Origin of the sequence: Streptomyces sp. P6-2-1 (assembly GCF_050613165.1) — a bacterium.
GTDB lineage: Bacteria > Actinomycetota > Actinomycetes > Streptomycetales > Streptomycetaceae > Streptomyces.
In genome coordinates this window covers 1,849,719-1,870,814 of sequence record NZ_CP192513.1, presented here as the reverse complement: position 1 = coordinate 1,870,814, position 21,096 = coordinate 1,849,719, and the positions used below count along the sequence as shown (strand labels likewise).

Sequence of the window (21,096 nt, the reverse complement as noted above, 5' to 3'; positions counted from 1 at the left end):
CTCCTTCTCGACGCCCCGTCCGACCTGCGGCATCCAAGCGGCCGGGGGACGGGCGCGGCAAACAACCCGCGGGGGAGCGGAGGCAACGGGGGGTTGTGCGGGGCCGGGCCTCAGGTGTCCCGCAGGGCCACCAGCAGGTGGCGGTGCGTGTCCCGCGTGCCCTCACCCCCGCTCACGACCGCCCGCCCGCCCGGGCCCTGGAGCGCGACCCGGACGTGCGCGTGGTCCTGGAGCGCGGTGAGGGCGTCGATGAGGTACGCGGCGTTGAAGGCGACGGTCAGCGGCTCGGCGGGCACCGCCTCGGCTTCGAGCCGCTGGCTCGCGGTGTCGTCGGCCTCCGTACCGGCGCCGAGCAGCACCGAGCCGCCCGGGTCGAAGGAGAGCACGACCGGGCTCCCCGGGCCGGCGACGACGGTGACCCTGCGCAGTGCCTCCTCCAGCGGCGCCCGGGCGAGCACCGCGCGGGCGGGAGCGCCGAGCGCGAAGAGCTTGTGCGCTGCGGGCAGCCGCCCGGCGAGCGGGCGCAGCGAGGCGGCGAAGGCGCCGTCGTCGGTGGCGAGCGAGAAGGTCTCGCCGCACCCGAGCCGTACGCGCCCGTCCCCCGCCTGCTTGCCGAGCGCCCGGCACAACTCCCCGAGCCGTCGCGCGGGCACGGCGACCGGCCCCGCCCCGGCCCCCTCCCACGGCAGTGAGCGCTGCGCGTACCGGTACCTGTCGGTCGCGGCGAGCGTCAGCGCCTCTGCCGTGAAGCCGAGTTGGAGCGCCGTGAGCACCGGCACGGTCACGTCCCGCGCCGCGGCCGTCGCGACCTGCCCCACGGCAGCGGCCAGCTCCCCCGCCCCGACGGCCCCGAGGGGCGGCGCGGGCGAGGGAAGCGCCGGGTACTCGCCGGCCGGGAGGAGCGTGAGCCCGAACCGCGCCCCGCCCCCGCGCACGACGAGCCGCCCGCCCTCGACGGCGCACTCCACGGGCGCGTCCGGCAGCACCCGGCACACGTCGAGCAGCCGCGCCCCCGGCACCAGGACCCGCCCCGCGACGCCCACCAGGGCATCCGCCCCGGCCCGCGCGCACACCTCGTGGTCGAAGCCGGTGACCCGTACGCGCCCCTCGTCGCCTGCCTCCACGAGCACGCTCCCGAGCACCGGCGCCACCGGCCTCGCCGCCGTCCCGCGCACGGCCCAGCCCACGGCGTCGGCGAACGCCCGCCGCTCCACCTGGAATTCCACCCGGCCCCCTCGCTGTCGTCGTCGGGGGAACCGTAGGCGGAGGGTCTGACAACGGGGACACGAAGCGGCACGGGGCGGCCGCCGCGTGGCCGCCGCCCGGCGTCAGAACGGCGGCCAGGCGCGGAGCGAGGCGTCGACCAGCTCCTGGAGCTGCTCGCGCGGGACGCCGCTCGCGGCCTGCACGGCGAGGCCGTGGGCGAGGGTCGTGAGGTGACGGGCGAGGAGGGCGGGGTCGGTCGTCGCGGGCAGGTCGCCCTCCTCGGCCGCGCGCCGGAAGCGCTCACGCAGCCGCGTGTACGCGTCGCCGCGCCAGTCCACGAGAAGCTCGCGGACCGCCTCGCCCGAGCAGCTCACGGCCAGCGCGCCCTGGACGCCCAGGCAGCCCGGGGGCCGGGCGGGGAGGGTCGTCGTGCGGACGACGCCGTGGAGCACGGAGGTCGCGACGGCGTGCGCGGTCGGCTTCGTCATGGCGCGCGCGAAGTACCCGCCGGGGCCGTCGCTGTAGCGCTCCAGGACCTTGCGGAACAACTGCTCCTTGTTGCCGAAGGCCGCGTACATGCTCGTCGTGGAGATGCCCATCTCGCGCGTCAGGAGGGCTGTGCCCGCGCCCTCGTAGCCGTGCTCCCAGAAGACGAGCATGGCGCGTTCGAGCGCCTCGTCCGCGTCGAAGCCGCGCGGCCTGCCGAGGGGACCGCACTCCTTCGCCGCCCTCGGCTCCTCCTTCTTCACACCCGCACCCCGCTCCACGTCCGGATTCTCCGCGGCATGCGCCACAGCGGTCAGTCTACCGCTTCCGCAGTGACCGCTACAGAAGTGCTATCTTCGGCTTCCGGCGACTTCCGCAATGACCGTTGCGGAAGTCGATGAGCCTGCTTGTTCACCTGTGCGAGGACACGTATGACCATCACACTGATCACCGGGGCCAATAAGGGCATCGGCTTCGAGACCGCGCGTCAGCTCCTCGCGCGCGGCCACGTCGTCTACGTCGGCGCCCGCGACCCGGAGCGCGGCGAGAAGGCCGCGGCGGCGCTCGGCACGCGCTTCGTGCGGCTCGACGTGACCGACGACGCCTCGGTGGCCGCCGCCCTCGCGACCGTCGAGGCGGCCGAGGGGCGCCTCGACGTGCTCATCAACAACGCGGGCATCCTGGCGAACGAGACGATCGACGGGCCCTCGGCGCTGCGCGCCTTCGACGTCAACGCGGTCGGGATCGTCCGCGTCACCGAAGCGGCGCTCCCCCTCCTGCGCAGGTCCGGGAACCCCCTCGTCGTCAACGTGACGAGCAGCCTCGGCTCCTTCTGGGCGGTCAACAACCCGGAACGCGTCGAGTCGACGCTGGCGCTGCCCCTGTACGCGGCCTCCAAGGCGGCGGCCACGATGCTCACCGTCCAGTACGCCAAGGCGCACCCGGGCATCAAGTTCAACGCCGTCGAGCCGGGCGCGACGGCGACCGACATGACCGCGGCGATGGGTATCGGCAGGCCCGTCGAGGAGAGCGCGGCCGTCGTCGTGCCGCTCGCGACGCTCGGCGCGGACGGCCCGACGGGCACGTTCACCGACGAGAACGGGCCGCTGCCCTGGTAGCGCCCCTCCGCACAACCCAGGGTTGTCCCGGTAGGCTCCCGCGGATGGATCTCGATGGGGTGCGCACCTTCGTGGCCGTCGTCGACCGGGGGCGGTTCAGGGACGCGGCGGCCGTGCTCGGGGTGACCCAGCAGGCCGTGTCCAAGCGGGTCGCTGCGCTGGAGGGCCGGCTCGGGGTGCGGCTCTTCGCGCGCACCGCGCGGGGCGCCTCGCTGACGCCCGACGGGGCGGCGTTCCTCCCGTACGCACGTGAGCTGCTGCGCGCCGAGACGCGCGCGCTCGACGCCGTACGGGCCGGGCGCCGCCCCCTGCGCGTCGACGTGATCGGGCGCAGGCTCGGCACCGCCGCGCTGCTGCACGCCTTCTCGCTCGCGCACCCCGGGATCGGGCTCGACGTCGTGACGCTGGAGGACGCCGTGCCCGCGCTGCGCGAGGGGAGCGTCGACGCGAGCTTGCGCGCCGTGCCCGTCCCGCTCGCCGGGCTCGCCCACGTCCGCGTCCACGACGAGCCGCTGGAACTCGTGACGGGCCCCGGGCACCCGCTCGCCGCCGCCCCCTGGGCGAGCCCCGCGATGCTCGCCGGCCACCGGCTGTGGATTCCCGGCATCGTGCCCGGCACCGAGTGGGCCACGTACTACGCCGACCTGGCCGCCGCCTTCGGCCTCACGATCGTCCGGTCGGGGCCCGGCGCCGAACCCCTCCTCGACACCCTCGCCCACGAGCCCGCGCTCGCGACCCTCGTCGGCGCGGGCACCCGCCTCCACTGGCCCCCCGGCCTCGGCCTCCGACGCATCCCCCTCACCGCCCCGGCCCCCGTCTACCCCCATACCCTCCTCTGGCGCCGCGCCACGCCCCACCCCGCACTCGCCACGCTGCGCGAGTGGCTGGCGGCACGGCGGGCGGAGGAGGAGCGGGCGCGGGCCGCGGGCGAGACGTGGGCGCCGGGGTGGGCGTAGGGACGGGCCGAGGCGGTACGTACGAGCGGAGGCGCCCGCATCACCTCGGCCGAGACCCAGGCCGAGACCCAGGCCGAGACCCAGGCCGAGACCGAGACCCGGGCCCAGGCCAGGCCAGGGACCGGGGCCGGGGCGCAGGGGCCGCCTCCGGGGCGGGTCACGGTGTCCGCGTCGGTGTCAGACCTCGACCGCGAGCCCGTACACGCGTGTCACCTGCTGCTGGCTGCCGTTGTCGTCCGAGAGCAAATAGAGCGGGCGGCTGCCCCGGTGCGGGCCGCTGGTCCAGGGCTCGCCCAGGGCCATGCCCTCGACGTTGTCGACGAGCGCGTTGCCCACCTTGCCCGCCGGGCGGGCGACCTGGCCGGGGCCGCCCGAGGGGCACGCGGCGAGGTCGAAGAGGACCGAGCCGCGCACGAAGGACTCCGAGGGCAGCCGGAAGAGGGACTTCCTGCCCGTCACGTCGCCCGCCCCGCGCAGATCGATCCGCACGACCTTGATCGCGTTGCCGAGCCCCGCCGTGTACTGCCGCTCCAGGGCGAGCAGGCGGTGCTCGTCGACGGCCGCGAGGTCCACGAGGCTCAGCCCGTCGCTCGCCATGTACGCGTACTGCCGGTCCGGCGTGTACGTGCCGCCCGGCGTGCCCCGGTAGCGCTGGATGCGCAGCAGTCCGCGCCCGCGCGTGTCGCCGTCCGAGGCGAGCGGCGCCTCCCAGCCCGCGTACAGGTAGCGGCCGTCGGGCGAGAGCGTGAGCGATTCGATGCTGCGGCCCATCTGGGCGCTGCCCTCGGGCCAGTAGCGCAGCGGCTTCGGGATCGGGAAGTCCTCGCCGATCTGCCGTCCTGTCGCGATGTCGAAGCGGCGGATCGAGGGATCGGCCTCGGAGGAGATGAGCATGGTCCTGCCGCCCTTCTCGATCGCGAGGCCCTCGGCGTCGTACCAGGAGGGGAAGGCGCCGCCGTCCGCCCTGGTCAGCGTGCGCGCGCCGCGCACCTCGACGTCGAGCGCGTCCGCCGCGCCGAGCCGGAGCGTGAAATAGCGTCCCGGCTCGTTGTCCGCGACGGCGATCGCCGTGTCGGCGCCCTCGGTCCCGCGCAGGCCGAGTGCCGAAAGCCCCTGCACGGGCTCGTAGTTGTCCTGTTTCTTGTCGAGCGCGTCGGAGTGGTCGAGGAGGCTCGCCCCCGCGGAGCAGCGGCCCTGCGGCGCCGCGGGGAAGAGCCGGTCCCAGCCCTCGGCGACGAGCGGGCGCAGCCCGAAGCCCGCGAGGAGCCCCACGGCGAGCGCGGCCGCCGCGCACCCGAGCAGGCGGCGGCGCGCGGGCCCGGGCGCGGCGGGCGGGGGCGGCGAGAGCGCGGGCAGGACGGCCCTGTTGCGGACGAAGGGCAGGTCGCCCACGCCGTTCGACGACTGGTCCTGCGGCTCCTGCGGCACCTCGGGGCGCAGCGAGGCGATCCGGGCCCGTACGGCGAGGAAGACGTCGTGCAGCGAGAGCAGCCCCGGGCCGTCGGGCACCCCGGCGCGCAGCACGTCGACGAGCGCCCCGGTGAAGACCGTGGGGCGTTTGGGGTCGGGGGCGTGCGCCGGGCGGTCGCGGGCCGCCGACGTCATCACGTACGCGCCCTCGACGCCCTTCAGCGTGCGCACCGCGGCCGCGCTGCCCTGGCCGCCGGGGTCCGAGGGGGTCATCTCGGTGACGACCTGGCCGCTGAAGCAGCAGTCGATGAGCAGGACCCTGCGCCTGGCCGCGCCCTGGTCGCGGATCGCGCGGCGCACGTCGGCGGAGCGCACGCAGGTCTCGGGGCGGTCCTCCTCGGAGTGCGGGAGGGTCAGGTGCAGTTGGCGTTCGTGCCGGTCGACGAGGCCGTGGCCCGCGTAGTACACGAGGAGCGTGTCCTCGGCGCGCTCGGCGGCCTCGCGGACGGGGCCGGTGAGCGCGGCGGCGTCGCGAGGGTTGCCGACGACCACGACGCGGTCGTCGGCGATGCCCCAGATCTCCGGGTCGGTGAGCGCGGCGCGCAGCCCGGCGAGGTTGTGGCGGACACTGCGCAGCGGGTCGAGGTGCGTGTAGTCGTCGACGCCGATGAGGACGCACACGGAGCGGGCCGGGTCGATGCGGTCGCCGGGAGCGGCGGGCCCGCCCGCCTCCTGGCTCACGACCGCTCCCGCGAGGGCTCGGCGGGGGGTTCTCCGGCGGGCGGCTCCCCGGCGGGCGGCTCCCCGCTGGGCGGCTCCCCGGCGGACCGTTCCTCGGCCGGGTCCGCTTCGGGGAGTCCCAGCGCCTGGCGCAGTGCGGCGACCTGGTCCGCGTCCGGGCCGATGACGACGATCCGCGGGCGGGCCTCGCGCCGCGACTGCCGCCACGCGTCGACGGACAGCAGCAGCTGCGGGAAGGCGAGTCCGGTCGAGATCAGCGCGAGCACCGCCTCCAGGCCCGGGCCCATCCGGCCCGGCTCCGCCCCGCGTACGGGCGTGAACCGCGCCCCGCCGCGCAGCGCCCGGTCCGCGCGCAACCAGTCGTACAGCGCGCGCAGTTCCTCCTCGCCCGCGCCGTCGCCGCCCGCCCCGCCCGCCGTCTCGAACCTGAACTCGCCCACACGTCCCCCGTGTCCGCCGCGTCCGTCGTGTCCCCGTGCGCCGTCGTGTGCCTTCGTGACGCGCAGGGAAACGATAGGTGCTGGGCGGCCCGGGATGAACTCCCCGCGCGCGCACGGTACTTCGTGGACACCGGCGAGGGCCGTACGGCGCGCACGCCGCGTACGGCCCTCGCCGCTCCGCCGCTCAGCCGATCCGTACGTCCGAACTCCGCGACCGAACCGCGTCGAGCGCCCTCAGCGCCGCCGCGTCGAGCACGAGGGAACCCGCCGCCGTGTTCTCCTCCAGGTGCGCGACGCTCGCGGTGCCGGGGATGAGCAGCGTGTCCGGGTAGTGGTGCAGGAGCCAGGCGAGACCGACCTGCGCGACCGTGGCGCCGAGGCCGTCCGCGATCCGTACCGCGACCGCCTCGTCGGAGACCTTCGGAAGGCCGGGGAAGGCGCCGCCGAGCGGGAAGTACGGGACCCACGCGATGCCTTCGGCCGCGCACACCCCGAGGACGTCCTCGTCGTCCCTGCCGACCAGGCTGTAGGCGTTCTGCACGCACACGATCCCCGCGGGCAGCGCCTGCCGCAGGACCCCGGCCGTCACGCTGCTCATGCCGAGCGCGCCGATCTTGCCCTCGTCGCGCAGCGCGGTCATGACCGCGAGCTGGTCGTCGAGCGGCACGATCTGCTCGCCCTCGGCGCGCAGTCCTGGGCCCGTGTCGGCGCGGCGCAGGTTGACGACGTCGATGCGCTCGCGGCCGAGCGTGCGCAGGTTGTCCTCCACGCTCGCGCGCAGCTCCTCGGGGCGCTGCGCGAGACGGAGCGGGAGCGGCCCGTCGGGATCGGGGGCGGCGCCGACCTTGCTCACGACCACGACGTCGCCGGAGTCGCCGAACGCCTCGCGGATCACCTCGTTGACGAAGCCGAAGCCGTAGAACTGCGCGGTGTCGACGTGGTTCACGCCCAGCTCGCGGGCGCGGCGCAGCAGGGCGACGGCGGCGGGGCGGTCGGCGCGGAGCCGTTCGAGCTGCATCGCGCCGTAGCCGACCCTGGCGACGGTGCGGGTGCCGAGCGGGGCGGTGCCGCCGGGGGTGGGGGAGTGCGGGGTCATGGGGGGGTCCTCCTGCGGGTGGGTGCGGAGACGGCGGACGTGGGACCATGAAGTGAAGCGGAGGTTCCTCCGCTCTCCCGACCGACCGTAGCACTCTTACCGGAGGTGCCTCCGCTTTGGCCGCCGTCCCCTCGTCCCGCGCCGCCGCGCCCGGAGCCGCCCCCGGCACCCCCCGTGCCCCGCGCGCCGACGCCCTCCGCAACCGCGAGAAGCTCGTCGCCGCGGCGCGCGACGCCTACGCCGTCGCCAGCGAGGGCGGCCCCGAGGCGAGCCTCGAAGGCATCGCCAAGGCCGCGGGCGTCGGCATCGGCACGCTGTACCGGAACTTCCCCGACCGCGAGGCGCTCGTCGAGGCGGTGTACGCGGCCGAACTCGACGCGATCGTCGCCGCGGCCGCGGAACTCGTCGCGAGCGAGCCGCCCGAGCGGGCGCTGCGGGCCTGGTGCGGGCGGTACGGGGACTTCGTCGCCGCCAAGCGCGGCATGGCCGGCGCGCTGCGTTCCGCCTTCGACGCGGGCAGGCTCACCCCCTCCACGACCCGCGCCCGGGTCACCGAGGCGGTCGGCATCCTCGTCGAAGCGGGCGCGAGGGCGGGCGTCCTGCGCGCGGACGTCCGCCCGGACGACGTGACGGCCCTCCTCCTGGGCGTCTTCCTCTCGGCCGGCCCCCACGGCGAACAGACCCCGCGCCTGCTCGACCTCCTGGTCGACGCGCTCCGCCCGCGCGAGTAGCTACGGTCGGGGCATGAGGCGCTGGGGGAGTGCGCGGGGCTGGTGCCTCGCGGTGTACGCGGTGGGCTTCGCCGAGGGGACGGCGTCGCACGTGGCGGATCTGGTACGGGGCGGACCCGGCGCGTACGACGACTTCCCGTACGCGCCGGTCCGCGCCCTGTTCCTGGCCCTCGTCGTCCTGGACCCGCTCGTCCTGCTCCTGCTGTTGCGGGCCCCGGTGGCAGGGGTGGCGGCAGGGGGCCTGGTCATGACGCTGGACCTCGCGGCCAACCTGACGGCGAACGCGGGCGACATCGCGGCGGCACCGGCGCGCACCCTGCCGGGAATGGCTCCGCTGCTGCTCTTCGGGGCCTTCGTCCTCGCGACCGCGTACCCCCTCGCGCGAGCCCACCGGCCCGGGGCTCCGCGGAGGCGGCGGAGGCGTGTGCGCGACAATGGGTCTCATGAGCCTGTTCCGCGACGACGGAGTCGTCCTCCGCACCCAGAAGCTCGGTGAAGCGGACCGGATCATCACGCTCCTCACGCGCGGGCAGGGCCGGGTGCGGGCCGTGGCGCGCGGGGTGCGGCGCACGAAGTCGAAGTTCGGGGCGCGCCTGGAGCCGTTCTCGCACGTCGACGTGCAGTTCTTCGCGCGCGGCAGCGAGCTGGTCGGACGCGGCCTGCCGCTGTGCACGCAGAGCGAGACGATCGCCCCGTACGGCCGCCACATCGTCACCGACTACGGCCGCTACACCGCGGGCACCGCGATGCTGGAGACCGCCGAGCGCTTCACGGCGAACGAGGGCGAGCCCGCTGTGCAGCAGTACCTGCTCCTCGTCGGCGGCCTCCGCACCCTCGCCGAGGGCAGCCACGCCCCCTCCCTCGTCATGGACGCCTTCCTGCTCCGCTCCCTCGCCGTCAACGGCTACGCCCCGAGCTTCGCCGACTGCGCCCGCTGCGGACTGCCAGGACCCAACCGTTTCTTCTCCGTCTCCTCGGGGGGAGCGGTCTGCGGCGACTGCCGGGTGCCCGGTAGCGTCGTACCCTCCTCGGAGACCCTGATCCTGCTCGGCGCGCTGCTGACCGGGGACTGGGCCACCGCCGATGCCTGTGAGGCACGGCACGCGAGGGAGGGCAGCGGACTCGTCTCCGCCTACCTCTCCTGGCACCTGGAGCGCGGGCTGCGCTCGCTGCGCTACGTCGAGAAGCAGTAATGGCCGCAGGACGGCAGCAGCGGCCCGCACGGCACCACCGTCGTTCAAGATGCGGAGAGAGCACACATGGCAGTACGCGGGATTCTCGGACGCCAGCGCCGCGAGTACCGGACCCCCGATCCGCACCCCTCCGGCGCGGTCCCGCCGAAGCTCCCCTCCGAGCTGATCCCCGGGCACGTCGCGGTCGTCATGGACGGCAACGGCCGCTGGGCGAAGGAGCGCGGACTGCCCCGTACGGAGGGCCACAAGGTCGGCGAGTCGGTCGTCATGGACACCTTGAAGGGCTGTCTGGAACTCGGCGTCAAGAACATCTCGCTCTACGCCTTCTCCACCGAGAACTGGAAGCGCTCGCCCGACGAGGTCCGCTTCCTCATGAACTTCAACCGTGAGGTCATCGCGCGCCGCCGCGACGAGATGGACGAACTCGGCATCCGCATCCGCTGGGTCGGCCGGATGCCGAAGCTGTGGAAGTCGGTCGTCCACGAGTTGCAGATCGCCCAGGAGCAGACCAAGGACAACGACGCCCTCACGCTCTACTTCTGCGTGAACTACGGCGGCCGCGCCGAGATCGCCGACGCCGCGCGCCGCCTCGCCGAGGACATCGCCGCCGGGCGCCTGGACCCGTCCAAGGTGAGCGAGAAGACCTTCCAGAACTACCTCTACTACCCGGACATGCCGGACGTGGATCTCTTCCTGCGCCCCAGCGGGGAGCAGCGCACCTCGAACTTCCTGCTCTGGCAGTCGAGTTACGCGGAGATGGTCTACCAGGACGTGCTGTGGCCCGACTTCGACCGCCGCGACCTGTGGCGCGCCTGCGTCGCGTACGCCAAGCGCGACCGCCGCTTCGGCGGCGCGGTCCCCAACGAACAGCTCCTCGCGATGGAAGCGGGCATGCGCGGTCGCGCGTAGGCGCGAGGGGGGCCGCCCGCGCGGTACGGAGGCGGGGCGCGGGGCGCCCTTGGCGGGGCGGCGACGGCGTGTGGGGCCACCCTTGGCGGGGCGGCGACGGCGTGTGGGGCCGCCCTTGGCGGGGCGGCGACGGCGTGCGGGGCCGCCCTTCGCGGGGCGGTGCTCCGTGCCCCGTACGCCCCGCGCCCGTCAGCCCGCTGTCACCCCCAGCCCGCTGTCACCCCCGTACGAGACCGAACACCGTGCCGTCCGGCGCCCGCAGTGCCGCGCGGCCCGCGCGGGCCGCCGGGGCGTCCTCGACGAGGAGCGTCGCGCCGCCCGCGAGCGCGGCGGCCACCGCGCGGTCGAGGTCGCCCGCGAGGAAGTCCGGCTGCCAGCGCGGGCGGGGCCGCTTGGCGCCCTTGCGCAGCGGGGACACGGAGAGCAGCGGGCGGGTGCCGCGCAGCAGGAGCGTCGCGTCGGGCGGGGACGGGTGGGCCTTCGCGCCGAGGACGCGGGTGTGGAAGGCGAGCGCGTCGGCGGGGTCGGGGGTGTGCAGGCGGTAGCGGACCGCCTCGGTGACGTGGGCGCCGGGGCCGGGCTCCCACAGCGTGATGCCGAGGCCCTGCCGGTCGGCGGCGAGGACGCCCCTGCCGCCTTCGAGCGGCAGCGGGCCCACGGCGACCGTGCCGCACAGCGCGCGCACCCGCTCGGCGGCCGCGCGCACATCGGGCACGGTCAGGCACGGGGACCACACGCCGGGGCCGGTGCCCGTGTAGGCGCGGCCCACCACGAGGACCTGGGCGCCGTGCGCGTCGAGCCCCCGCCACAGGCCCCCTGGACCACCGCCCGGCTCGAAGCGGAGACCGAGGACCTTCGCGTAGAAGGCGCGGGCCCGCTCGGGGGCGGGCGACTGGAGGGCGGCCCACCCCGCGCCGGAGCGTACGGGCGCGGTGGCCCGGGCGGGGCGCGGGAGCGCGCTCGTCAAAGGGGTGGCGACGCTGTCTGTCACGGGGACCTCCGGGGTGACCGGACACATGTGGTCCCCCGCCTACCCCCCGCCGGGCGTCTCAATCATGTGAATCGCCCGACAGGCGGGCTAACGGCCGGTTTTCTCCCCCGTGCAGCAGTCCCCGCAGGTCCCGAAGACCTCCACCGTGTGGGCGACCTCCACGAAGCCGTGCTGGGCCGCGACCGTCGCCGCCCACTCCTCGACCGCGGCGCCCTCGACCTCGACGGCCTTGCCGCAGCTGCGGCACACGAGGTGGTGGTGGTGCTCCTCCGTGGCGCACCTGCGGTAGACGGCCTCGCCCTCCGCGTTGCGCAGGACGTCGACCTCACCCGCGTCGGCGAGGGACTGGAGCGTGCGGTAGACGGTGGTGAGCCCGACAGAGTCGCCCCTGTGCTTGAGCATGTCGTGCAGATCCTGCGCGCTGCGGAATTCCTCGACCTCGGACAGGGCCGAGGCCACGGCGGCGCGTTGCCGGGTCGAACGCCCCCGTACCGGGGGTCCAGCGGTGGTCACCGGTTGCCTCCTCACGTCTGCTGGCTGGTCATTGTGCCAGGTGCGGGTGTCCCGGGACCGCCGCCGACGCCCGCCACGGGTTCCGCCGCCCGCACGTCCGCGCCCGGTTCCAGGGGGCGGGCGACGGGATCGGCAACCGCTTTCGCCCGGGCCTTGCGGCGCGCGAGCGGGGTCGCGAGGAGCGAGAGCACGACGAAGACGGCGATCGCGAGGAGCACGATCGTGCCGCCCGGCGGAAGGTCCTGGTAGTACGAGAGCGTCGTGCCGCCGAGCGTCGTGACGACACCGATCGCGACCGCGCCCGCGAAGGTGAGGGCGAAGCTGCGCGTGAGCTGCTGGGCCGCGGCGACCGGGATCACCATGAGCGCGCTCACCAGGAGCAGCCCCACGATCCGCATCGCGACGGTGACGGTCGCGGCCGCCGTGACGGCGACGAGCAGGTTGAGCAGCCGTACGGGCAGCCCGGTCACGCGCGCGTACTCCTCGTCCTGGCTCACGGCGAAGAGGTGCCGCCGCAGCCCGACGGTGACGAGCACGACGAAGGCGGCGAGCACGCACACCGCGACGATGTCGCCCGGCGAGACGGTCGAGAGCGAACCGAACAGGTACGAGGTGAGGTTGGCGTTCGAACCGGCCGGGGCGAGGTTCGTGAGGACGACGCCGCCCGCCATGCCCCCGTAGAAGAGCATCGCGAGCGCGACGTCGCCGCGCGTGCGCCCGTACCAGCGGATGAGTTCCATCACGATCGCGCCGCCGACCGAGACGGCGGCGGCCGTCCACAGCGGCGAGGCCGAGAGCAGGAAGCCGAGGCCGACGCCGGTGAGGGCCACGTGCCCGATGCCGTCGCCCATGAGGGCCTGGCGGCGCTGCACGAGGTAGATGCCGATGGCGGGCGCGGTGATGCCGACGAGCACGGCCGCGAGCAGCGCGCGCTGCATGATGACGGACTGGAGCATGTCCATGAGTTCGCTGTGCCTTCCTCGCCGCTCAGCCGAGCAGCCCGCTGCGGACCGGTTCGGCCGGGCCGCAGTGCCGGTGGACGTGGTCGTGGCCGGGCTGGGGGTACCCCCCGCTCGAACGGAGTGGAGAGCTCGGGGAAGTGCTGTCCCCCGTGCCCGGCGGCGGGCCGTCGTGGCGCACGCAGCCGTCGCGCAGGACGACCGCGCGGTCGATGAGCGGTTCGAGCGGGCCCAGTTCGTGGAGCACCAGGAGCACGGTCGTGCCGCGCTCGACCTGCGCCGCGAGCGTACGGGCCAGGACCTGCTGGCTCTCCAGGTCCACGCCCGCCATCGGCTCGTCCATGAGGAGCAGTTCGGGCTCGGAGGCGAGCGCGCGGGCGATCAGCACACGCTGGTGCTGGCCCCCGGAGAGCGCCTCGACGGGGTCCTTGGCGCGGTCCGCCATCCCCACCTCTTCGAGCGCCGCGCGTATCGCCGCGCGGTCGGCGCGCCCCAGGAAGCCGAGCTTCGCGCGCGAGAGGCGGCCCGATGCGACGACCTCGGAGACGGTCGCCGGGACGCCTCCCGCCGCGGTCGTGCGCTGCGGTACGTACCCGACGCGGGCCCAGTCGCGGAAGCGCTTGAGCGGCGTCCCGAACAGCTCGACGCCGCCCGCTGTGACGGGGACCTGCCCGATCGCGACCCGCACGGCCGTCGACTTGCCCGAGCCGTTGGCGCCGAGCAGCGTGACGACCTCGCCGCGCCGCACCCGCACGTCGATCCCGTGCAGGACGGGGCGCGGCCCGAGCCGCGCGGAGACCTCGCGCAGCGCGAGCACGGTCTCCCCGCCGTCGGGCTCCCTGTCGTCGTCCGCGTCGTCGTCCGCGCCTGCGCGGGGTTCGGGAATCATGGGCGCGCCTCCTGGGCGAAGTCGAGAGTGCGGGGGTGGGGCGGAGCGAGGTTACGGGGCGTGGCGGGCCGGGGAGCGGGTGGGGCGGCCGCGGCGGGCGCGCGGGGCGCCCCTACCGCGCGGGAGGGGCGCCCGGGCCCGTACGGGCCGCTCAGGGGCCCTCGGCGCCCAGCGCCTTCCTGAGCGCCGTGAGGTTGGCGTGCATGACCTCGATGTAGTCGTCGCCGCGCGACGTGTCGGTGATGCCCTCCAGCGGGTCGAGCACATCGGTCCTGAGGCCCGAGTCGCCCGCGACGGTCCTGGCGGTGCGGTCGGAGACGAGCGTCTCGTAGAAGACGGTCGTGACGTGGTCGGCCTTCGCGATCTCGCGCAGGTCCTTCATCCGGGCGAGGCTCGGCTCGCTCTCGGGGTTGAGGCCCGTGATGGCCTCCTCGGTGAGGCCGTAGCGCTCGGCGAGGTAGCCGAAGGCGGCGTGGGTCGTGAGGAAGACCTTCGTCTTCGTGTTCTTCAGGCCCTCGCGGTAGTCGGTGTCGAGCGCGTCGAGCTTGCCGACGAGGGTCCGCGTGTTCTTCGCGTACGCGGCCGCGTGGCCGGGGTCGGCCTTCTCCAGCTCCTTGCCGACGCCCTTCGCGAGCTGCGCGTAGCGGACCGGGTCGAGCCAGACGTGGGGGTCCTCGCCCGCCTCGCCGCCGTGGTCGTGGTCGTGCTCCTCGGCGTGCCCGCCGACCTCCGTGCCGTGCTTCTCCAGCGTCGTGAGCTGGGCCACGTCGAGCTTGTGCCGTACGTTCGACTGCGCGGCGACGTCGTCCACGGAGGGCTGGAGGCCCTTGAGGTAGAGGAGGACGCCGGATTCCTCGACCTTGACGGTCTGCTTGGCGCTGATCTCCAGGTCGTGCGGCTCCTGCCCCGGCTTCGTGAGGGTGTCCACGCTCACATGGCTCCCGCCGATCTCCTCGGCGAGGTACGTGAGCGGGTAGAACGCGGACGTGATCCTGAGCTTCCCGTCATCGCCCGTACCGGAGGCGGTGGAGGAACAGGCGGCGAGGGCGCCGACACCGACGAGGGCGGCGAGAGGGGCCGCGGCGGTGCGCAGGGATATGCGGGGGCGGCGACGGGAGCTGGACTTCATGACAGTCATTTTCAACAAAATTGGAAACGATTGTCAATTACGGGCATCGTGGGCATCCGGGCGCGCTCCGTGACCGGCCCGCCGACACCCCCGCCGACGCCCCCGCGCGCCGGGCCTGAACCCCCAGTGAGGGAACCGATTTGATCCGGGGCACGGGGCCGCCGGTAACCTGAGGTATTCGCTGGGCAGTGGCGGGGTCGCCGGGCCCAGAAGACCGCTTCGTCGTCGTAATGAAGAGAGCACCGTGGCCGCCGACAAGATCGACACCATCGTCAGCCTGAGCAAGCGCCGTGGCTTCGTCTACCCCAGCAGTGAGATCTACGGCGGCCAGCGCGCCGCCTGGGACTACGGGCCCCTGGGTGTCGAGCTGAAGGAGAACATCAAGCGCAACTGGTGGCGTTACATGGTCACCTCGCGCGACGACGTGGTGGGCCTCGACTCCTCCGTCATCCTCGCGACCGAGGTCTGGGTGGCCTCGGGCCACGTCGCGACCTTCAGCGACCCGCTCACCGAGTGCACCTCCTGCCACAAGCGCTTCCGCGCGGACCACCTGGAGGAGGCGTACGAGGCGAAGCACGGCCACCTCCCGCAGGGCGGCCTCGCCGACCTCAACTGCCCCAACTGCGGCAACAAGGGCACCTTCACCGAGCCCAAGCAGTTCTCCGGTCTCCTGGAGACGCACCTCGGCCCGACCCAGGACACCGGCTCGGTCGCGTACCTGCGCCCCGAGACCGCCCAGGGCATCTTCACCAACTTCGGCCAGGTCCAGCAGACCTCGCGTCGCAAGCCGCCCTTCGGCATCGCGCAGATGGGCAAGTCCTTCCGCAACGAGATCACGCCCGGCAACTTCATCTTCCGCACCCGCGAGTTCGAGCAGATGGAGATGGAGTTCTTCGTCAAGCCGGGCGAGGACGAGAAGTGGCAGGAGTACTGGATGGAGCAGCGCTGGAACTGGTACACCGGCCTCGGCCTGCGCGAGGACAACATGCGGTGGTACGAGCACCCGAAGGAGAAGCTCTCCCACTACTCCAAGCGCACTGCGGACATCGAGTACCGCTTCCAGTTCGGCGGCTCCGAGTGGGGTGAGCTGGAGGGCGTCGCGAACCGCACCGACTACGACCTCTCCGCGCACGCCAAGGCGAGCGGCCAGGACCTCTCCTACCTCGACCAGGAGGCCGGCGAGCGCTGGACGCCGTACGTCATCGAGCCCGCGGCCGGTGTCGGCCGCACGATGCTCGCCTTCATGCTCGACGCGTACGCCGAGGACGAGGCGCCCAACGCGAAGGGCAAGCTGGAGAAGCGCGTCGTGATGCGCCTCGACCCGCGCCTGGCCCCCGTCAAGGCCGCCGTCCTGCCGCTCTCGCGCAACTCGGACCTCTCGCCGAAGGCCAAGAGCCTCGCGGCCGCGCTCCGTCAGCACTGGAACATCGACTTCGACGACGCCGGCGCCATCGGCCGCCGCTACCGCCGCCAGGACGAGATCGGCACGCCGTTCTGCGTCACCGTCGACTTCGACACGCTCGACGACAACGCGGTCACCGTGCGTGAGCGCGACACGATGAAGCAGGAGCGGGTCTCGCTCGACCAGATCGAGAGCTACCTCGCGGCGCGCCTCATCGGCTGCTGAGCCCCGCGGTCAGGGCCGCGCCTCTCCCCCCGCGTACGGGAGAGGCGCGGCCCGCCGTCGTTCGTACGCCCTCCGGAAGGCAGCCCGTGCCCGGCGAACCCCCGCCCCTGACCCCCGACTGCGGCTCCTGCGCGGGGCTGTGCTGCGTCGCGCTCCCGTTCGCGAAGTCGGCTGACTTCGCCGCGAGCAAACCGGCCGGTACCCCGTGCACGCACCTCGCCGCCGACTTCCGCTGCGAGATCCACGAGCACCTGCGTCCCTCGGGCTGGACCGGCTGCACGGTCTTCGACTGCCACGGCGCGGGCCAGCACCTCACGCAGCACACCTTCGGCGGCCGCGACTGGCGCACCGAACCCGCCCTGCGCGCCCCCATGTTCCGCGCCTTCCCGGTCCTCCTCCACCTCCACGAACTCCTCCGCTACCTGACGGAGGCGGCCGAGCGCGCCCCGAAGAGCCTGCACGAGGACACGGAGGCGGCCCGCGCGCGCGTGGCAGCCCTGACCACCTCCACCCCCGACGCGCTCGCCGCCGTCGACGTGGCGGCCGAACGCGCCCGCGCCAACCCGGCCCTGACCCGCGTGAGCGAGGCCGTCCGCGCGACCCTCCCAGGGCCCCGCCCCGACCACCGCGGCGCCGCCCTCCTGGGCGCCCGCCTTCGCGGAGCGGACCTCCGCGCGGCCAGCCTGCGGGGAGCCCTCCTGATCGGCGCGGACCTCCGCGGGGCCGACCTCCGCGGAGCGGACGTCACGGGAGCGGACTTCAGGGGAGCGGACCTGCGGGGGGCGGACGTGCGGGGCGCGCTCTTCCTGCTGCCCGGACAGCTGAAGGCGGCCCGCACGGACCTCGCCACGCGGCTCAGCCCCGCCGGAGCCTGAGGAACCCGGACACGCGGCCGCCCTTCAGGCCCCGTGCTCCCCGGCCCGCACCTCCTGCTCCTCGCGCGGCCGCGCCACCGTGGGCGCACCGGGCAGCGCGCCGCCCGCGTGGGCCGCCGGGGCCGGGGTGCGTGCGGCGAGGGGGAGAGGAGCGGGGACCCGCTCCTCGCCGAGGAAGAGCCTGCGCACGACGCGTTCGGCCGCGTGCCCGTCGTCGTAGGGGCAGAAGCGCCGGCGGAAGGCGGCGCGGAGGGCGTGGGCCTCGGCGCGAGGGACAGGTCCCAGCGGTCCACGCGGGCGAGGAGGTTGGGGAAGCTCAGCGCGCTGCCGACCTCGGGGGCGCGGGTGATGTCCGCCTCGCGGACGACCCACACCCCCGCGCACCTCGGGCGCCAGCCCTGCCGTGCGACGGCACCTGATCAGCCGATCATCGTTTCTTCAGGGTCGCGCTTCTTCGGGCGGGGGACCTTGAGGAGCGACACCCGGGGGCGGAGGTCCTGGAGCGCGGGGGGCGCGCCGTGGGCGCAGGCCGCCTTCGCCGGGCGGGTCACCTCGTCCAGTACGGCGTAGTACGCCGAAGGGCGTGCCGCGAGAGCGTGCCGATCGGCCGGGCCGGCGGGGACGGTGCCGCGTACGAGGTCCGCCGAGGTGTGCGTGAAGACGTGGAGGGCGTTGCCGTCCACCGTGGCGAGGACCTCCCGGAGGTGGCGCTTCGCCGCCGACCGCGTCCGCGGGTCCACGCCTCCGGGCGCGGCCGTCACGGTCGCGAAGACGTCCGGGGTGAGCCGCGCCGCCACGTCGGCGGCCCAGGCGACCGCGCCGCCCGCCTTCGGGCCCGCCGCGACCAGCACCCGCAGGGCGCCGAGCAGAGCGGCCGGCTCCGCGCCGGGGCGGTCCCCCTCCAGCCGTACCACCGCCCGCGCGCAGGCCCGCGCGGTGACCGGGGCGAGCGCGGTGAGCACCTCGGCGCCCGCCGCCGGGTCGAGCCCGGCGAGCCCCCCGGGCGTCCGCGCGACCGCCTCCCGTACGTCGTCGGCGGAGAGGAGCCCTGCGGCGTGCAGCGCCTCGGCGTGCGGGAAGCTCTGTGCGGGTACGGAGCGGAGCACGGCCCGTACGGCCTCCTCGTGCAGCGGGGCCCAGGCCGTGCGGACGGCGGCCGTCGCGCGTTCGTGGTCGGCGAGCAGCCGTGCGGCGGCGGTCGCCAGGTCCCGTGCGCGGCGCAGCGTGCGCTGGCTCAGCCGCCGCGCCGCGTTCACCGCGGCCCAGACGAGACCGGTGAGGGTCACAGCGAGGGAGACGAGCAGCACCTTGTCGCTCGCGTCGGTGAGCGGGCCGCCCTCCAGGAGGTCGTCGGGGGGAATGAGTTCGCCCCTGTGGCCGCTGCCGGCGTAGACCCAGGCGTAGTCCGTGCCGTACGGGCTGACGCCGTCCTTCGCGTGCGGCTTCAGGCTCGCGTCGCGGTCCGGGTCGCACCGGTAGTGGCCCGAGCGGTACTCGTTCGTGAAGGGGTCCGTCCAGCGGACGTCGCAGGCGCCGTCCTTCTTCTCGCTGAAGACGGTCAACTCCACCTGCTGGGAAGGCGACTCGTCCGGTGCCACCGCGTACAGCACGGCCGACAGCGCGAACAGCGCCACCCCCACAACGATCAGCCAGCGCGCCGCGAGCCGTCCACGCACTCCACCCACCCCTTCCACGATTTCCCCACAGCATCCCTTACGGGTACGGGCCAAGAGAGGGCGGGCCCCACCCCCTGACCAGGGACCTCACGCACCGCTCGCGCAGGGGGCGCCCGGCTCCCGAGCCGCCCGGAGGCGGCGCCACGGGCCGGGGCCCGAGCCCTCAGCCGCTCTCGCGCCCCCTCCGGAGGAGCAGCACCTCTTCCCCCGCCCGGAACCGCCCCCACCCGCCCTCCCAGCCCAGTACGAGGACGAGGGCGGCGACTTTGACGAAGGCGGCGCTCAGCCCGGGGACGCGGAGGGGGAGTCCGGGCCGACGCAGGACCAGTCGTTCGCTTCCATGAACGAGACGTTAGGGAAACGAGGTTGAGGTGGCGTAGGCTGTTTTCCCAGTTTTTCTCGGGTGCTTGTGTATATGGCTCGCTTTTTCGCGTGAAAGTGGGCGGAGTTCGTGGTGCAGCCGTCACAGCTGGGCAGGGCTGAGGCTGTCAGCTTCGGCGAAAGGATCTGCGATGGCCCGACGACTGCGGTTCAACGGGACGGGAAGCGGCGGGGTTCGTGCCCAGCCGTACACGAGGACCTCGACACGGGTGAGGTCATCGTGCACGGCCCGCGTCTCACCGACCCGGAAACCCTCGCGCAGCTCCAGCACCTCGGCGAGGACGAGGTCCCGATCGTGGTGCCGCGCAACACGTTGATCGACTTCGGTCCGAAGGACCGCGACACCGAGCCCCGCATCCTCGCCCCGGAGACGTTCGCGGGGATGTTCCAGAACTTCCGGCACAGTGCCTGGCACTTGGAGATGCGCCGGGGATACGCGGTCGACCAGAAGGAGAGCACCTACGCCCAGTTCCTGCGTGGCGAGACGCCCACGTGGAACATGGACTCCTCCTGGGCCCGCACGATCAGCGCCAAGACCCGTGACGGAGCCTATGTGGGACGCGTCCGGATCGTTGACAACCCGCCGACGGAGGGGCAGCGCTACCTTCTCGCGCACGCGGAGCACAACGCTGCGCTGGGCGAGGAAGTGCGCAACATGTGGCGTGGGGACGCCGAACGCATCAACCTGCCGGACGAGGACTTCTGGATCTTCGACTCGCACATCGTTGTTTTGTGCCTGTTCGACGACGACGATGTCCTGACGGGAGCCGAGTTGATCACCGAGCCGGCCCGTGTCAACCAGTACAACCGCGTCAGGGACGTGGCCCAGCACTACGCCACGCCGTTCAGGGAGTTCGTGGCGGAGCTGGCCGCGAAGGAGTAACGCAGGGATGTGCCGGTGAGTACCGACTACCAGCAGGCCCGCGAAGCGCTCGGGACACGGCTCCGGGAACTTCGTCTGTCCTGCCCCGACGGCCGGCTCACCGGCACCGCGCTGGCCCGCAGACTCGGGTGGTCCAACTCCAAGGTCTCGAAGCTGGAGCTGGGGAAGCAGACCGCGACACCGGAGGATCTGCACGCGTGGGCGCAGGCGTGCGGGCAGGCCGGAGCAGCCGATGAACTCCGTTCCCGGCTGGCCGGGTTCGAGTCGCACATCCGCTCGTGGCGGAGACAGCTCGTAGGCGGCCACAAGCCTGTGCAGGACGCGCACAACGAGGCGCAGACGCGGGCGAGGGTGCTCCGGTCCTGGGAATCGTCGTGGATCGTAGGGGTGCTCCAGACTCCCGACTACGCGCGCGCCATGCTGAGCGGGGCGGCGGCGCTGCACAGGTCCCCGCGTGATGTGGACGCGGCCGTGCGAGCCCGGATGAAGCGTCAGGAGCTGCTGTACGGCGGAGGCAGGCGCTACCACATCATCCTCTGGGAGCCCGTACTGCGCTCCCTTGTCTGTCCGCCCTCGGTTCTCGCGGCCCAGCTCGAACGCCTCATGGGCGTGGTCGGTATGGACACGGTCGAGCTGGGGATCGTACCCGTCAAGGCCCGGCTCAAGGTGCCGCCCGGCCTCGGCTTCTGGATCTACGGCGACGAGCAGGTCGTCACGGAGACATGGCACGCCGAACTCTGGCTCGACGACGCCGACACCGTCGCCCTCTACCTGCGCACCTGGCAGACCCTCCGCGAGTCCGCCGTCCACGGCCCCGAGGCCCACCGCCTCATCCGCGCCGCCCGCCGCGCGCTCGACGCGGGGTGACGGGGGGCCCGGTCCGTGCG

General features: G+C 74.0%; 21 protein-coding genes and 1 pseudogene. 10 read left to right on the top strand and 12 right to left on the bottom strand.

Going from position 1 to position 21,096, the window contains the following annotated elements; all coding sequences use genetic code 11:
• Positions 1-110: 110 nt before the first annotated feature.
• Complete coding sequence (locus ACQYWQ_RS08260) at positions 111-1,226, bottom strand: DNA polymerase III subunit beta (RefSeq protein WP_431033343.1); 1,116 nt, start codon at positions 1,224-1,226, stop codon at positions 111-113.
• Between the two features lie 102 nt (positions 1,227-1,328).
• Positions 1,329-1,973, bottom strand: coding sequence for a TetR/AcrR family transcriptional regulator (locus ACQYWQ_RS08255; protein WP_431039110.1), 645 nt, complete (start codon positions 1,971-1,973; stop codon positions 1,329-1,331).
• Between the two features lie 150 nt (positions 1,974-2,123).
• Between ACQYWQ_RS08255 and ACQYWQ_RS08250 the strand changes: the two genes are divergently transcribed.
• Both ACQYWQ_RS08250 and ACQYWQ_RS08245 read left to right on the top strand, forming a co-directional pair.
• Positions 2,124-2,810 (top strand): SDR family NAD(P)-dependent oxidoreductase, encoded by a 687-nt coding sequence (locus ACQYWQ_RS08250; protein WP_431033340.1) that lies wholly within the window; start codon positions 2,124-2,126, stop codon positions 2,808-2,810.
• Between the two features lie 44 nt (positions 2,811-2,854).
• The gene (locus ACQYWQ_RS08245; RefSeq protein WP_431033338.1) at positions 2,855-3,766 is read left to right on the top strand and encodes a LysR family transcriptional regulator; all 912 of its coding nucleotides are present in this window, start codon (positions 2,855-2,857) and stop codon (positions 3,764-3,766) included.
• Between the two features lie 177 nt (positions 3,767-3,943).
• On the opposite strand, the gene ACQYWQ_RS08240 is transcribed toward ACQYWQ_RS08245, so the two are convergent.
• From ACQYWQ_RS08240 to ACQYWQ_RS08230, 3 genes are all read right to left on the bottom strand, one after another.
• A complete protein-coding gene (locus ACQYWQ_RS08240; RefSeq protein WP_431033336.1) occupies positions 3,944-5,917 on the bottom strand; it encodes a caspase, EACC1-associated type in 1,974 nt (657 codons plus the stop codon).
• A complete protein-coding gene (locus ACQYWQ_RS08235; protein ID WP_431033334.1) occupies positions 5,914-6,357 on the bottom strand; it encodes an effector-associated constant component EACC1 in 444 nt (147 codons plus the stop codon). Before ACQYWQ_RS08235 ends, ACQYWQ_RS08240 begins: the two co-directional genes overlap by 4 nt.
• A gap of 184 nt (positions 6,358-6,541) precedes the next feature.
• On the bottom strand, positions 6,542-7,453 hold the full coding sequence (locus ACQYWQ_RS08230) for an aldo/keto reductase (RefSeq protein ID WP_431033331.1): 912 nt from the start codon (positions 7,451-7,453) through the stop codon (positions 6,542-6,544).
• Positions 7,454-7,569: 116 nt separating this feature from the next.
• Between ACQYWQ_RS08230 and ACQYWQ_RS08225 the strand changes: the two genes are divergently transcribed.
• The 4 genes from ACQYWQ_RS08225 to ACQYWQ_RS08210 all read left to right on the top strand — a co-directional run bounded on the left by ACQYWQ_RS08225 (position 7,570) and on the right by ACQYWQ_RS08210 (position 10,286).
• Positions 7,570-8,184, top strand: a complete 615-nt coding sequence (locus tag ACQYWQ_RS08225) for a TetR/AcrR family transcriptional regulator (protein WP_431033329.1) — start codon at positions 7,570-7,572, stop codon at positions 8,182-8,184.
• 13 nt (positions 8,185-8,197) lie between these two features.
• Complete coding sequence (locus ACQYWQ_RS08220) at positions 8,198-8,680, top strand: hypothetical protein (RefSeq protein ID WP_431033327.1); 483 nt, start codon at positions 8,198-8,200, stop codon at positions 8,678-8,680.
• Positions 8,628-9,377: a DNA repair protein RecO gene (gene recO / locus ACQYWQ_RS08215; protein WP_431033324.1), complete on the top strand. Its 750-nt coding sequence runs from the start codon at positions 8,628-8,630 to the stop codon at positions 9,375-9,377. The genes ACQYWQ_RS08220 and recO overlap by 53 nt, the downstream gene beginning before the upstream one ends.
• A gap of 66 nt (positions 9,378-9,443) precedes the next feature.
• Complete coding sequence (locus ACQYWQ_RS08210) at positions 9,444-10,286, top strand: isoprenyl transferase (protein ID WP_431033322.1); 843 nt, start codon at positions 9,444-9,446, stop codon at positions 10,284-10,286.
• A 217-nt stretch (positions 10,287-10,503) separates the two neighbouring features.
• Here the strand turns inward: ACQYWQ_RS08210 and ACQYWQ_RS08205 are convergent, their stop codons facing one another.
• The 5 genes from ACQYWQ_RS08205 to ACQYWQ_RS08185 form a co-directional block, all read right to left on the bottom strand.
• Positions 10,504-11,277, bottom strand: a complete 774-nt coding sequence (locus ACQYWQ_RS08205; RefSeq protein ID WP_431033320.1) for a VOC family protein — start codon at positions 11,275-11,277, stop codon at positions 10,504-10,506.
• An 87-nt stretch (positions 11,278-11,364) separates the two neighbouring features.
• On the bottom strand, positions 11,365-11,790 hold the full coding sequence (locus ACQYWQ_RS08200; protein ID WP_431033318.1) for a Fur family transcriptional regulator: 426 nt from the start codon (positions 11,788-11,790) through the stop codon (positions 11,365-11,367).
• An 11-nt stretch (positions 11,791-11,801) separates the two neighbouring features.
• Positions 11,802-12,752, bottom strand: coding sequence for a metal ABC transporter permease (locus tag ACQYWQ_RS08195; RefSeq protein WP_431033316.1), 951 nt, complete (start codon positions 12,750-12,752; stop codon positions 11,802-11,804).
• A gap of 25 nt (positions 12,753-12,777) precedes the next feature.
• The gene (locus ACQYWQ_RS08190) at positions 12,778-13,638 is read right to left on the bottom strand and encodes a metal ABC transporter ATP-binding protein (protein ID WP_431033314.1); all 861 of its coding nucleotides are present in this window, start codon (positions 13,636-13,638) and stop codon (positions 12,778-12,780) included.
• Positions 13,639-13,789: 151 nt separating this feature from the next.
• Positions 13,790-14,767 (bottom strand): metal ABC transporter substrate-binding protein, encoded by a 978-nt coding sequence (locus ACQYWQ_RS08185; protein WP_431033312.1) that lies wholly within the window; start codon positions 14,765-14,767, stop codon positions 13,790-13,792.
• A gap of 244 nt (positions 14,768-15,011) precedes the next feature.
• Here ACQYWQ_RS08185 and ACQYWQ_RS08180 point away from each other — a divergent pair, with 244 nt between their 5' ends.
• Both ACQYWQ_RS08180 and ACQYWQ_RS08175 read left to right on the top strand, forming a co-directional pair.
• Positions 15,012-16,394 (top strand): glycine--tRNA ligase, encoded by a 1,383-nt coding sequence (locus ACQYWQ_RS08180; RefSeq protein ID WP_431033309.1) that lies wholly within the window; start codon positions 15,012-15,014, stop codon positions 16,392-16,394.
• 86 nt (positions 16,395-16,480) lie between these two features.
• Positions 16,481-17,269, top strand: a complete 789-nt coding sequence (locus ACQYWQ_RS08175; protein ID WP_431033307.1) for a pentapeptide repeat-containing protein — start codon at positions 16,481-16,483, stop codon at positions 17,267-17,269.
• Between the two features lie 24 nt (positions 17,270-17,293).
• Here ACQYWQ_RS08175 and ACQYWQ_RS08170 read toward each other — a convergent pair.
• Both ACQYWQ_RS08170 and ACQYWQ_RS08165 read right to left on the bottom strand, forming a co-directional pair.
• Positions 17,294-17,536 (bottom strand): annotated as a pseudogene (locus tag ACQYWQ_RS08170) (CDP-glycerol glycerophosphotransferase family protein); the annotation flags it as partial.
• A gap of 152 nt (positions 17,537-17,688) precedes the next feature.
• Positions 17,689-18,945 (bottom strand): hypothetical protein, encoded by a 1,257-nt coding sequence (locus tag ACQYWQ_RS08165; RefSeq protein WP_431033305.1) that lies wholly within the window; start codon positions 18,943-18,945, stop codon positions 17,689-17,691.
• A gap of 601 nt (positions 18,946-19,546) precedes the next feature.
• Here ACQYWQ_RS08165 and ACQYWQ_RS08160 point away from each other — a divergent pair.
• On the top strand, positions 19,547-20,209 hold the full coding sequence (locus ACQYWQ_RS08160; protein WP_431033303.1) for a DUF6879 family protein: 663 nt from the start codon (positions 19,547-19,549) through the stop codon (positions 20,207-20,209).
• Positions 20,210-20,224: 15 nt separating this feature from the next.
• Positions 20,225-21,076, top strand: a complete 852-nt coding sequence (locus ACQYWQ_RS08155) for a helix-turn-helix domain-containing protein (protein ID WP_431039109.1) — start codon at positions 20,225-20,227, stop codon at positions 21,074-21,076.
• Positions 21,077-21,096 lie beyond the last annotated feature (20 nt).

What these genes read in the sequence shown, in the direction of transcription:
- ACQYWQ_RS08250 (WP_431033340.1), top strand. Translation starts at nt 2,124, where the DNA reads ATGACCATCACACTGATCACCGGGGCCAATAAGGGCATCGGCTTCGAG.
- ACQYWQ_RS08245 (WP_431033338.1), top strand. Translation starts at nt 2,855, where the DNA reads ATGGATCTCGATGGGGTGCGCACCTTCGTGGCCGTCGTCGACCGGGGG.
- ACQYWQ_RS08230 (WP_431033331.1), bottom strand. Translation starts at nt 7,453, where the DNA reads ATGACCCCGCACTCCCCCACCCCCGGCGGCACCGCCCCGCTCGGCACC.
- ACQYWQ_RS08220 (WP_431033327.1), top strand. Translation starts at nt 8,198, where the DNA reads ATGAGGCGCTGGGGGAGTGCGCGGGGCTGGTGCCTCGCGGTGTACGCG.
- recO (WP_431033324.1), top strand. Translation starts at nt 8,628, where the DNA reads ATGAGCCTGTTCCGCGACGACGGAGTCGTCCTCCGCACCCAGAAGCTC.
- ACQYWQ_RS08210 (WP_431033322.1), top strand. Translation starts at nt 9,444, where the DNA reads ATGGCAGTACGCGGGATTCTCGGACGCCAGCGCCGCGAGTACCGGACC.
- ACQYWQ_RS08195 (WP_431033316.1), bottom strand. Translation starts at nt 12,752, where the DNA reads ATGGACATGCTCCAGTCCGTCATCATGCAGCGCGCGCTGCTCGCGGCC.
- ACQYWQ_RS08190 (WP_431033314.1), bottom strand. Translation starts at nt 13,638, where the DNA reads ATGATTCCCGAACCCCGCGCAGGCGCGGACGACGACGCGGACGACGAC.
- ACQYWQ_RS08185 (WP_431033312.1), bottom strand. Translation starts at nt 14,767, where the DNA reads ATGAAGTCCAGCTCCCGTCGCCGCCCCCGCATATCCCTGCGCACCGCC.